The 12,053-nt window shown below is 71.0% G+C and carries 10 protein-coding genes; 7 read left to right on the top strand and 3 right to left on the bottom strand.

Annotation, left to right across the window (positions count from 1 at the left end):
• Position 1: 1 nt before the first annotated feature.
• Positions 2 to 379 carry a hypothetical protein gene (locus VFV89_RS15080; protein WP_329706773.1) on the bottom strand — a complete coding sequence of 126 codons (378 nt, stop codon included), beginning with the start codon at positions 377 to 379 and terminating at the stop codon, positions 2 to 4.
• Positions 380 to 502: 123 nt separating this feature from the next.
• On the opposite strand from VFV89_RS15080, the gene VFV89_RS15075 reads away from it, so the two are divergent.
• Genes VFV89_RS15075 through VFV89_RS15060 form a run of 4 tightly spaced genes read left to right on the top strand, consistent with a single transcriptional unit; the run spans position 503 to position 4,177 of the window.
• Positions 503 to 1,960 carry a wax ester/triacylglycerol synthase family O-acyltransferase gene (locus tag VFV89_RS15075; protein ID WP_329706772.1) on the top strand — a complete coding sequence of 486 codons (1,458 nt, stop codon included), beginning with the start codon at positions 503 to 505 and terminating at the stop codon, positions 1,958 to 1,960.
• A complete protein-coding gene (locus tag VFV89_RS15070) occupies positions 1,957 to 2,295 on the top strand; it encodes a DUF6912 family protein (protein WP_329706771.1) in 339 nt (112 codons plus the stop codon). The genes VFV89_RS15075 and VFV89_RS15070 overlap by 4 nt, the downstream gene beginning before the upstream one ends.
• A gap of 10 nt (positions 2,296 to 2,305) precedes the next feature.
• Positions 2,306 to 3,934, top strand: coding sequence for an L-glutamate gamma-semialdehyde dehydrogenase (gene pruA / locus VFV89_RS15065; RefSeq protein WP_329706770.1), 1,629 nt, complete (start codon positions 2,306 to 2,308; stop codon positions 3,932 to 3,934).
• An 18-nt stretch (positions 3,935 to 3,952) separates the two neighbouring features.
• On the top strand, positions 3,953 to 4,177 hold the full coding sequence (locus VFV89_RS15060) for a hypothetical protein (protein WP_329706769.1): 225 nt from the start codon (positions 3,953 to 3,955) through the stop codon (positions 4,175 to 4,177).
• On the opposite strand, the gene VFV89_RS15055 is transcribed toward VFV89_RS15060, so the two are convergent.
• Complete coding sequence (locus tag VFV89_RS15055) at positions 4,140 to 4,661, bottom strand: hypothetical protein (RefSeq protein ID WP_329706768.1); 522 nt, start codon at positions 4,659 to 4,661, stop codon at positions 4,140 to 4,142. The genes VFV89_RS15060 and VFV89_RS15055 overlap by 38 nt on opposite strands.
• Before the next feature lie 12 nt (positions 4,662 to 4,673).
• Positions 4,674 to 5,156, bottom strand: coding sequence for a DUF2505 domain-containing protein (locus VFV89_RS15050; protein ID WP_329706767.1), 483 nt, complete (start codon positions 5,154 to 5,156; stop codon positions 4,674 to 4,676).
• A 55-nt stretch (positions 5,157 to 5,211) separates the two neighbouring features.
• On the opposite strand from VFV89_RS15050, the gene VFV89_RS15045 reads away from it, so the two are divergent.
• Genes VFV89_RS15045 through VFV89_RS15035 form a run of 3 tightly spaced genes read left to right on the top strand, consistent with a single transcriptional unit; the run spans position 5,212 to position 11,916 of the window.
• The gene (locus VFV89_RS15045) at positions 5,212 to 6,114 is read left to right on the top strand and encodes a DMT family transporter (RefSeq protein WP_329706766.1); all 903 of its coding nucleotides are present in this window, start codon (positions 5,212 to 5,214) and stop codon (positions 6,112 to 6,114) included.
• Positions 6,115 to 6,132: 18 nt separating this feature from the next.
• A complete protein-coding gene (locus tag VFV89_RS15040) occupies positions 6,133 to 6,975 on the top strand; it encodes a tryptophan 2,3-dioxygenase family protein (protein WP_329706765.1) in 843 nt (280 codons plus the stop codon).
• A gap of 36 nt (positions 6,976 to 7,011) precedes the next feature.
• Positions 7,012 to 11,916: an NAD-glutamate dehydrogenase gene (locus tag VFV89_RS15035; RefSeq protein WP_329706808.1), complete on the top strand. Its 4,905-nt coding sequence runs from the start codon at positions 7,012 to 7,014 to the stop codon at positions 11,914 to 11,916.
• The last annotated feature ends 137 nt before the right edge of the window (positions 11,917 to 12,053 follow it).

Below are 12,053 nucleotides of genomic sequence, written 5' to 3'. Positions count from 1 at the left end.
ACTACTTCACCTCGAGCTGGACGATCGTCTTCTCCAGCGCGTGGGACTCGACCTCCACGATGCCCGGCTTGTCGATCGTGAACGGCGGCAGCGTCGTGGTGCCGGCGCCGTACTCGAGCTCCTTCTCAGGGTCGGAGTGGACGTGGATCTCGCCCTCCGCGTCCGCCTTGACCACCAGCTCGATGGGCTGGTCGACCTTCACGTCGACCCGGTCGCCGTTGGGGGTCACGCTGTCGCCGGAGACGGTGACGTTGATGGTCTTGGTCGGCAGCTCCTTGCTGTCCCCGGAGCCGTCCCCGGAGCTGTCGTCGTCGCCGCAGGCGGTGAGGCCGGCGGTGCACGCGACCAGGGTCAGGGCAGCGAGCGCGCGCCGGATCAACTTGTTCCTCCTGGTGTCGGCTGGGGCGACAGGCCCCTCGATGCTGTGGACAGCATGCCGGGGCGACCTGAGACCTCTGTAAGAATCCCACGACGGCCAAACGACGAGGAGCGGAGGTGAGCCTTGAGCGAACGGCTGCGCCAGCGCGACCTCGCGTTCCTCGAGCTCGAGACCCCGACGACACCTCGGCACAACTGCACGGTCGAGGTCTTCGACCCCGCGAGCTCCGACGGTTCTGGAGCCGGCTTCGACTACGACCGGTTCGTGGCCCTGATCCTGGACCGGATCTCGTTCGTGCCGCGCTACCGGCAGCGCGTGCAAGCCGTCCCGGGCCACCTGGCCAACCCGGTCTGGGTCGACGACGACCACTTCGACATCGGCTACCACGTGCGTCGTTCGGCGTTGCCCCGCCCGGGCAGCACCGAGCAGCTGCGCGAGCTGGTCGCCCGCATCGTGTCGCGCCCGCTGGACCGCAGCCGGCCGCTGTGGGAGATCTACTTCGTCGAGGGGCTCACCGACGGCCGGGTCGCGCTGCTCTACAAGACCCACCAGGCGCTGGTCGACGGCGTCGAGACCGTCGACCTCGGCCAGGTGCTCCTCGACAAGGACCCCGAGGTCAGGGTCCTCGGCGGCGACGACTGGCGCCCGCACCGGCACCCGTCCGGGGCCGCGCTCCTCGTCGAGGCCATCCACGACAACCTCACCGAGCCCGACGTCGCGCTCGACACCGTGCGCCACGCGGTCACCTCGGCCGCGCGGGCCGCGGACCGGCTCGCCTCGGGCGCCGGCAAGGTGGTGTCCGGCCTGACCGGCCGCCGGCCCGACCGGGGCAACGCACTCTCCGGTGAGCTCTCCCAGCAGCGCCGGGTCATCGGCGTCGAGACCTCGCTCGCCGACTACCGCACCGTTCGCGACGTCCACGGCGGCACCGTCAACGACGTGATCCTCGCCACGCTCACCGGTGCGCTGCGGGCCTGGCTGATGACGCGCTCGGAGTCGATGGGCGGACTGCGCCAGATCCAGGCCGTCGTACCCGTCTCGGTCATCGACCGCGAGCTCGAGGCAACCTCGCTGGGCAGCCAGATCGCGGCCCACTTCGTGACCCTGCCGATCGCCGAGAGCAGCCCGGTGGTCCGGCTGCACCAGGTCTCCTACTCCTTCCAGGCGCACACGGAGACCGGCCGAGCGGTGGCGGCCAACCGGCTCGCCGGCATCGCGGGCTTCGCGCCCACGACGTTCCATGCCGTGGGCTCGCGCGTCGCCGCCGAGTCCAACCGCGAGTTCCAGATCTGCATCACCAACGTGCCCGGACCGCAGTCGCCCCTCTACGCCGCCGGCGCGCGGATGGTGCGCACCTTCCCGATCCCTCCGCTTCTCCCGGACCAGGCCCTGGCCATCGGCGTGACGTCCTACGACGGCCGGGTCTTCTACGGCATCACCTCCGACCGCGACCTGGTGCCCGACGCCGACGTCCTGGGCCAGTGCGTCACCGAGGCGCTCGCCGAGCTGCTCGACACCGCGACCGGCGGCCGCCCCAAGATCCCGCGCGGGCGACGCCGCAAGACCGCGCCGAAGCCGTGAGGATCTACCTCCCCACCACCATGGCCGGCCTGGCGCGGCTCCGCGACGAAGGGTCGCTGCCCGCGAGCGCCGAGCGCTACCTCGCCGGCGGCGACACCGAGGAGGAGGAGTACGCCGCCCTGATGGCGGCCGCGGCCGACTCCGCGGAGCTGCTCGATGGTCCCGGGCGACGGGTGGTCGTCGTCGCCGACGTGGCCGATCCCGACGGCGCCGTACCCCTGCGCGACGTGGTCGCGGTCCACGCCGACCCCCACGAGCGCCCGGCCGGCGCCGACCCCGACGACGACCTCGGCTGGTACGCCACCCAGGAGCTCGGCGCGCTGCTCGGCTACTAATGTCTGAGCCATGGACGCGACGACTGTTCCCCCCGCTCCGGTCAACGAGCCGAACCTGACCTACGCCCCCGGCAGCGCGGAGCGCAAGGAGCTGGAGGGGGAGCTGGAGCGGCTGCAGCGCCGCGAGAAGAACCTGCGCGGCTACGTCGGCGGCCGGTGGAAGGCGCTGGGCGGGCCGGAGTACGCCGTGGTGCAGCCGCACAACCACCAGCACGTGCTGGGCCGGTTCAAGGCGGCCACCAAGGCCGACGCGCGGGCCGCGATCAAGGCCGCCACCGACGCGGCGCCGCAGTGGCGGGCGCTGGACATGGACGACCGCGCCGCCGTCCTGCTCAGGGCCGCCGAGCTGCTGGCCGGGCCGTGGCGGCAGCGGATCAACGCCGCGACGATGCTGGGACAGTCCAAGACGGCGTTCCAGGCCGAGATCGACTCCGCGTGCGAGCTGATCGACTTCTGGCGCTACAACGTCCACTACGCCAAGCAGATCCTCGCCGACCAGCCGATCGCGAACAGCCCGGGAGTCTGGAACCGCACCGACCACCGGCCGCTCGAGGGGTTCGTCTACGCGATCACGCCGTTCAACTTCACCGCGATCGCGGGCAACCTGCCCACCGCCCCGGCGCTGATGGGCAACTCGGTGATCTGGAAGCCCTCGCCGACCCAGCAGCTGGCCGCGTCGCTGACCATGGAGCTCCTCGAGGAGGCCGGGCTCCCGCCGGGAGTGATCAACATGCTGCCCGGCGACGGCATCGAGGTCTCCGAGGTCGCACTGGCCCACCCGGATCTGGCCGGCATCCACTTCACCGGCTCGACACCGACCTTCCAGCACCTGTGGCGCACGGTGGGCGAGAACATCGCGACCTACCGCTCCTACCCGCGCATCGTGGGGGAGACCGGGGGCAAGGACTTCGTGCTGGCGCACTCCTCGGCCGACCCGGAGGTGGTGAAGACCGCGCTGATCCGCGGCGCGTTCGAGTTCCAGGGCCAGAAGTGCTCGGCGGCCTCCCGCGCCTACGTCGCCCGCTCGGTGTGGGCGAAGATGAAGGACTCCTTCCTGCAGGAGGTCGAGGCGATCGCGATGGGCGACGTCACCGACTTCTCCAACTTCATGGGTGCGGTCATCGACGACCGCGCCTTCGCCAAGCACAAGGCCGCGATCGCGCGTGCCAAGCGGCAGGCCAAGCTCGACGTGGTCGTCGGCGGTCAGACCGACGACAAGGTCGGCTGGTTCGTCCGTCCGACCGTCGTGGTCTCCACCGACCCGACCGACGCGATGTTCTCGACCGAGTACTTCGGCCCGATCCTGGTGGTGCACGTCTACGATGACGGGGACTTCGAGAAGGCCGCCCGGCAGCTGGAGGGCGCGGCGCCGTACGCCCTGACCGGCTCGATCATCGCCCGCGACCGCCGGGCGGTCGCCTGGGCGCAGGAGGAGCTCCGCTTCGCGGCCGGCAACTTCTACATCAACGACAAGCCGACCGGCGCCGTCGTCGGCCAGCAGCCGTTCGGTGGCGGCCGGGCCTCGGGCACCAACGACAAGGCCGGCGCCGCGGTCAACCTGCTGCGCTGGACCTCGCCGCGCTCGATCAAGGAGACGCTGCTCCCGCCGACCGACTACCGCTACCCCTCCATGGGCTGACAGGGGAGACTCGTTCGCGTGAGCCCGGAGCTGATCGCCCTCCACCTGGGGGCCATGCACCCCTACGAGAAGGTGCTCACGCTGCTGCTCGCCTTCGGTCCGTTCATCGTGCTCGGTGCGGTGATCGCGGTACGCCGCCGGCACGAGGCCGGCGACCAGGCCGGCGACCAGGCCGGCGACGGGGCCGACGGGTCACCCGCGGTCGCTAGCCGACCCGGACCCGACCGCCCGACCGCACCGTGAACGCCTCGCGCAGCTCGTCCTCGCCGATGGCGAGGACGCGCAGCGAGTAGCGCATCCCCTCCTTGTCGACGACCTTCATCATCCGGTCGTTGACGTGGTTGACGATCCCGGCGTGCTCGGGCGAGGTCGGCGGCACCAGCCTGATCCGCAGCCGGCGACCGTTCCAGGTCCGCTCGACGGTGGCCGACCGCACGGCCGCCCAGGGCACCTCCAGGGTGCCGAACTGGCCGCGCGCGAAGACACCGGAGGCGTGCAGCTCGAGCGGGACGTCGACCCGGCGCATCCGGGTCCACGTGAAGACGTAGAGCCCCGACCAGAGCAGCCACAGCACGGTCAGCACCACCAGGGCCATGCCCAGCGCCACGTCGTGGCCGTCGAGGAGCAGGGTGGCCGCCCAGACCAGGGCGGTGAAGATCGCGGCGTACCCGACCAGCACCCCGGTCGCGAACAGGTCGAAGCGGGTGCGCGCGAGCCGGATCTCCATCTGACGACCGGCTCAGCCGGCGAGGCGGCGCCGGCCGACGGCGTTCTCGGCCTTGAGCGCCTTGCGGAGCAGGTCGGCGATGAGGGACTCGATCTTCCCGCCGACGAGCGGGATGCTGACGCGGATCTCCATGTCGACGGTCTCGGTCGTCGTGCCCCCGGCCTCCCGCAGCGTCATGGTCCCGGACATCGAGCCGGGCCTGCCGGGGATCACCACGTCGACCAGGCCGTTCTCCATGTCGGTCCACTTCTCGGTCTGGACCAGCTGGATCTCGTCGCCGACGAACTTCCTGGCGAACCCCGGGATGCCGTCCGCGGCCTGCACCGAGTCGATGACGACCTTCATGCCACCGCCGTCGGGACCGATCGTCACCGTCCGCCGCAGCGCACCCTGGGCGTCGCAGACCTGCTCGCGGAACGCCGGGTCCATCAGCATCTCGCCGACCTCGGTCAGCGCCGCCTCGTAGGTCAGGTCGTAGGTGAGTCGGGTGGCCACGCCCGACATCATGGTCCATGTCCGGCCCGAAGGAGGGCGTCCTAGGGTCGAGGGTGTGAGCCGGGTCGCGTGGGCGCGGGAGCTCGCCGGCTCGACCGCGGTCCTCGTCGTCGCGCTGTGGCTGGTGTGGAGCACCGCCTTCGTGGCCATCAAGGTCGGGCTGCGCCACGCCGACCCGTACACGTTCACGCTGCTGCGCGTCGTGGCCGCGCTGCTCGTGCTGGTGCTGGCCGTCGCGGTCCGCGGCCGCTGGCAGCGGCTGGGGTCGCGCCGGCTGCACGCGTACGCCGTGGCGCTTGGGGCGACCAACGTGGCCGGCTTCCTGGTCTTCCAGAACGCCGGCCTGGCCGATGCGCCGATCGGAGTCGGCTCGGTGCTCATCTACACCCAGCCGTTCCTGGTCGCGCTGGGCGCCTGGTTGCTGCGCGGCGAGACGCTCCGGCTCGGCCAGGTCGCGGGGATGGTGCTGGGCTGGCTGGGCGTGGTGATCGTGGTGGTCGGCGAGCTCGACGTCGGCTCGACGCCGGCCCGGGCGGTGGTGTTCCTGCTGCTGAGCGCGCTGTCGTGGGCGGCCGGGACGCTGGTGTTCACCGCGGTCCCCCGGGAGCTGTCCGTCCTCGACGTGCTCCTGCTCATGAACCTCTACGGCGTGGTGCCGATCGCCCTGCTGGTCGCAGCCGGCGTCGGCCCTGGGCCAACGGCGGACTGGGACACGACGCTGGTCGCGTGCGCGCTGTGGGCGGGCGCCGGCGCGAGCATCGGCGGGCTCGGGCTGCAGTTCCTGCTGCTGCGCCGGGGCAAGGCCGGTGTGGTCAGCTCCTGGACGTTCGCGGTGCCGGTGCTCGCCGCGGCCCAGGGCGTCGTGCTCCTCGGGGAGGACGCCCACGGCGCCCTGCTGCTCGGTGGGGCCGCCGTCGCCGCCGGGATCTGGCTGGTCAACCGGCGCCCGGCCAGGTGACATGGCTACGGTGACGTCATGGCGCAGGACCAGACCACGGACCAGGCCGATGAACAGGCCGATGAACAGGCCGGCGAGCATTTCGTCTCGTTCGGTGAGCAGGGCGCGCAGCTGACCTACGGCAGCTACCTGCGGCTCGCGCAGCTGCTCGACTCCCAGCACCTGGAGTCCGACCCGCCGGCCCACGACGAGCTGCTGTTCATCACCATCCACCAGGTCTACGAGCTGTGGTTCAAGCAGCTCCTCCACGAGGCCGCGGCCGCGCGCGACGCGATGTCCGCGGGCCGGCTGTGGTGGGCCCAGCACCTGCTCCAGCGGGTGCACGTGATCGAGCGCGTCCTGGTGCACCAGATCGACATCCTCGAGACGATGACGCCCCAGGACTTCCTCGAGTTCCGCCAGCGGCTGGCGCCGGCCAGCGGGTTCCAGTCGGTCCAGTACCGCGAGCTCGAGTTCATGTCCGGCGCCAAGGACCCGGCGTACGTCGACCGCTTCCGCGGGCTCACCGAGGCCGAGCAGGCGCGGCTGCGCCGGCGTCTGGAGGAGCCGACCCTGTGGGACGCGTTCCTCGACGTGCTGCGCCAGCGGGGGCTCGCGGCGGGCACCGACGAGGAGGTCGGCGAGTCGCTGCGGACGATCGCCCACAACCGGGAGCAGCACGCCGACGTGTGGGCGGTGAGCGAGGCGCTGCTGCAGCACGACGAGCTGGCCGCCAACTGGCGGGCCCGTCACGTGACCATGGTGGAGCGGATGATCGGCTCGAAGTCCGGCACCGGCGGGTCCAGCGGGTCGACCTACCTGCGCAGCCGGCTGCCGCTGCGCTACTACCCCCTGCTCTGGGAACTGCGGTCCGAGCTTTAGGGCGTGTCTGGCGAGGACTAACCTCGTGCCGTGTCAATGACGACGCACCGGGTGTCCGAGCAGTCCAAGGCCGAGCTGATCGACAAGGCGATCGCGCTCGCCCAGGCGGGGAAGGGCACCGGTGGCCCGCCGCACGACCAGCTGCCGGCGCTGATCCACGCCTACTACCGGCACGTCGCGCCCGAGGACCTCGTCGACCGCAGTGACGCCGACGTCTTCGGCGCGTTCGCGGCCCACTACCGGCTGGCCGGCAACCGGCCCCAGGGCACCGCCAACGTGAAGGTCACCACGCCGACCCTGGCCGAGCACGGCTGGTCGGCGAGCGGGCACAGCGTGGTCGAGGTCGTCATCGACGACATGCCGTTCCTCGTCGACTCGCTGACCATGGAGCTCTCGCGCCAGCTGCGCGACGTGCACGTGGTCGTCCACCCCAACTTCGACGTGGTCCGCGACATCACCGGCGTCCTCCAGGAGGTCAAGCCGGTCCCCGACGGCTCGCTCGAGCCCGAGGACGAGGCGGTCCGTGAGTCGTGGATGCACGTCGAGATCGACCGGCTCCCCGACGGCGACGACCCCGACGCGATCGTCGAGAACGTCCAGCGGGTCCTCCGCGACGTCCGGGAGGCGGTCGAGGACTGGGGCAAGATGCACGCCAAGGTCGAGGAGGTCGTGGCGGGGCTCAGGAGCGAGCCGCCACCGCTCGACGCCGAGGAGATCCGGCAGGCCGCGGAGTTCCTCGAGTGGCTCGCCAACGAGCACTTCACCTTCCTCGGCTACAAGGAGTACAAGCTCGAGGCGAGGGACGGCGACGACTACCTGCGGGCAGTTCCCGGCACCGGCCTCGGCATCCTCCGGGCCGACCAGGAGATGTCGGAGTCGTTCGGGCGGCTGCCCGAGGCGGTCAAGGCCAAGGCGCGCGAGAAGACGATGCTGGTGTTGGCCAAGGCCAACTCGCGGGCGACCGTGCACCGCCCGGCCTACCTCGACTACGTCGGTGTCAAGACCTTCGACGAGAACGGCGAGGTCGACGGTGAGCGCCGCTTCCTCGGGCTGCTCGCCTCGGCGGCCTACACCGAGAGCCTGATGCGCATCCCCCTGATCCGCGAGAAGACCAAGGAGGTGCTCAAGCGCAGCGGCTTCGATCCGCGCAGCCACGCCGGCAAGGCGCTCATGGACACCCTCGAGACCTACCCGCGCGACGAGCTGCTGCACACGCCGGTCGACGAGCTCGCGCCGATGGCCGAGGCCGCGATGAGCGCCCGGGAGCGCCGCCAGGTGCGGATGTTCATCCGTCGCGACACCTACGGCCGCTACGTCTCGGTGCTGGTCTACCTGCCGCGCGACCGCTACAACACCGGCGTCCGCGAGCGGTTCGAGCGGATCCTGCAGGACCAGCTCCACGGCGAGTCCATCGAGTTCACGGTCCGCATCAACGAGTCGACCACCGCACGGGTCCACTTCGTCGTGCACCTGCAGAAGGGCGACACGATCCCCGAGGTCGACACCGCGGACCTGGAGCGCCGGCTCACCGAGGCCTCGCGCTCATGGCGCGACGACTTCACCCAGGCCGTCATCGCGGAGTACGGCGAGGAGGTCGGCACCAGCCTCGGCCGGCGCTACGTCGAGTCCTTCCCCGAGGCCTACAAGGAGGACTACTCGGCCCGCACCGGCGCGGTCGACCTCGGCCGGCTAGAGGCGATCCGCACCGAGGGTCCGGACGACTCGGGCCTCGACCTGAGCCTCTACGAGCGGCTCGACGCGGGCGCCGGTGAGGCGCGGCTGAAGGTCTACCGCATCGGCAAGCCGCTCTCGCTGTCCGAGGTGCTGCCCATGCTCTCCTCGATGGGCGTGGAGGTCGTCGACGAGCGGCCTTACGAGCTCGAGGGGCTCGACCGCCAGTCGATGATCTACGAGTTCGGGCTGCGCTACGGCAACCGCCTCGCCAGCGGCTCGCGTGAGCTGTTCCAGGACGCGCTGCGCGCTGTGTGGGAGGGCTACAACGAGATCGACGGCTTCAACGGCCTCGTGCTCGGCGCCGGGCTCACCTGGCGGCAGGCGACCGTGCTCCGCGCGTACGCGAAGTACATGCGCCAGGGGAACAGCCCGTTCGCCCAGGACTACATCGAGGACGCGCTGCGCGGGAACGTCGACATCACCCGGCTGCTGGTCAAGCTGTTCGAGGCGCGCTTCGACCCGGTCAACGGCGATCCGACCGCGGAGGAGCAGATCGAGAAGCGGATCCTGACCGCACTCGACGACGTGGCCAGCCTCGACCACGACCGGATCCTGCGCTCCTACCTCACCCACATCAAGGCGACGCTGCGGACCAACTACTTCCAGACCGAGAAGTCGGGCGGCCCGCACACCTACATGTCCTTCAAGCTGGAGCCCTCGGCGATCCCCGACCTGCCCCAGCCGCGGCCGAAGTTCGAGATCTTCGTCTACTCACCGCGGGTCGAGGGCGTGCATCTCCGGTTCGGCCCGGTCGCCCGTGGCGGGCTGCGCTGGTCCGACCGGCGCGACGACTTCCGCACCGAGGTGCTCGGCCTGGTCAAGGCGCAGATGGTGAAGAACACCGTGATCGTGCCGGTCGGCGCCAAGGGCGGGTTCTTCTGCAAACAGCTGCCTCCGGTAGATCCAACCCAGCCCGGTGACCGCGACGCGTGGCTGGCCGAGGGGGTGGCCTGCTACAAGACCTTCATCTCCGGTCTGCTCGACATCACCGACAACCTGGTCGACGGCAAGACCGTGCCTCCTGCGGGCGTCCTCCGCCACGACGGCGACGACTCCTACCTCGTGGTGGCCGCCGACAAGGGGACGGCGACGTTCTCCGACATCGCCAACGGCGTCTCGCAGGAGTACGGCTTCTGGCTCGGCGACGCGTTCGCCTCCGGCGGCTCGGTCGGCTACGACCACAAGGCGATGGGCATCACCGCGCGCGGCGCGTGGGTCTCGGTGCAGCGGCACTTCCGGGAGCGCGGCATCGACTGCCAGACCCAGGAGTTCACCGCGGTCGGCATCGGGGACATGAGCGGCGACGTGTTCGGCAACGGCATGCTCTGCTCGCAGACGACCCGGCTGGTGGCCGCCTTCGACCACCGCGACATCTTCCTCGACCCCAATCCCGACCCTGCCACGTCGTACGCCGAGCGCCGGAGGCTCTTCGAGCTGCCGCGGTCGAGCTGGCAGGACTACGACAGGAGCCTGATCTCGGAGGGTGGCGGTGTCTACCCGCGCTCGCTGAAGTCGGTCAAGCTCAACGACGCGGTGCGGCAGTCGCTGGGCATCGACGCCTCGGTCGAGGCGATGACGCCGGCGGAGCTGATGAAGGCGATCCTGCAGGCGCCCGTCGACCTGCTCTGGAACGGCGGCATCGGCACCTACGTCAAGGGCGAGGCCGAGACCCACGGCGACGTGGGGGACAAGGCCAACGACGCGATCCGCATCGACGGGTCGCAGCTGCGCGCTCGGTGCGTGGGCGAGGGCGGCAACCTCGGCCTGACGCAGGCGGGCCGGGTGGAGTACGTGCTCAACGGCGGTGACCTGGTCGACGGCACCTCGGACGAAGGCGGCCGGGTCAACACCGACTTCATCGACAACTCCGCGGGCGTGGACACCTCCGACCACGAGGTCAACATCAAGATCCTGCTCGACCGGGTGGTCAAGGACGGCGACCTGACCGAGAAGCAGCGCAACTCGCTGCTCGCGGAGATGACCGACGAGGTCGCCGAGCTGGTGCTGCGCGACAACTACGAGCAGAACCTCGCGCTCGCCAACGCGGTCGCGCACTCGACGTCGCTGCTGCACGTGCACGAGGACTTCATGCGCCGCCTCGAGCAGGCCGGCACGCTCGACCGCGAGATCGAGGGGCTGCCGTCCCGGCGGGAGGTACGCCGCCGGCTCGAGCGCGGCACCGGCCTGACCCCACCCGAGCTCGCCGTCCTGATGGCGTGGACCAAGATCGTGCTGGCCGAGGAGCTGCTCGCCGGCGACCTGCCCGACGACCCCTACCTCGACCTCGACCTCAAGGCGTACTTCCCGACGCCGATGCGGGAGCGGTTCGAGGCCCAGATCGAGGCGCACCCGCTGCGCCGGGAGATCATCGTGACCCAGGTGGTCAACGACCTGGTCAACGGCGCCGGCATGACCTACTGGCCGCGGCTGGCCGACGAGACCGGCGCCAGCATCGCCGACCTCACCCGCGCAAACTTCGTGGCCCGCGAGATCTTCGGGTCGCTGCCGTTCCGCAACGAGATCAAGTCCCACGACAACCAGCTCGACGCGCGGGTGCAGACCTCGATGCGGATCCAGATGCGCACCCTGGTCGAGCGGGCGTCGCGGTGGCTGGTCAACAACCGGCGGCCGCCGCTGGACAGCCAGGGCACCGTCGACCAGTTCGCGGCCCCGGTCCAGGCGACCATGGCCCAGCTGCCGGAGCTGATGAGCGGCCGTGAGCTCGAGTCGTTCCAGGAGCGGCAGCACGCCTACGAGCGGCGCGGGGTCCCCGAGGACCTGGCCCGGCGGGTCGCCGTCCTCGACCCGGCGTACATGCTCCTCGGCCTGGTCGAGGTCGCCCAGCGCGAGGAGCTGCCGCCCGAGGACGTGGCGCGGGTGCACTTCGCCCTCGGCGAGCGGCTCGGCCTGCCGCTGCTCCTGCGCCGGATCGTGGCGCTCCCGCGCGAGGACAAGTGGCAGACCATGGCCCGGGCCGCGCTCCGCGACGACCTGCACGCCGTGCACACCGCGCTCACCGCGCAGCTCCTCCGCCGCACGTCGTCCGACGACCCCGCCCCGGCCCGGATCGCGGCCTGGGAGGAGGGCGAGTCCGAGCTCGTGCGCCGCGCGGCGGAGACGCTGGACCAGCTGTGCGCGGGCGAGGACGCCGACCTGGCGCGGATGTCGGTCGGCCTGCGGGCCGTGCGCGGGCTGCTGGACGGCTAGTGTCCCGCGTTGGAAGTACGGTGCCTAAGTCCGTGCTCCGAGTGCGTGCATCGCAAGGCGCCGGAGCGACGCTCTACCTCTTCGTCCAGCGAGCGACGGCAACGCCGCGAGGTGCGCGCTCGGGGTGCGGAATTAGG

The organism is Nocardioides sp. (genome assembly GCF_036274455.1).
Taxonomy (GTDB): Bacteria; Actinomycetota; Actinomycetes; order Propionibacteriales; family Nocardioidaceae; genus Nocardioides.
Note: the sequence above shows the minus strand (reverse complement) of the source record. Positions and strands in the feature narration are given on the sequence as shown.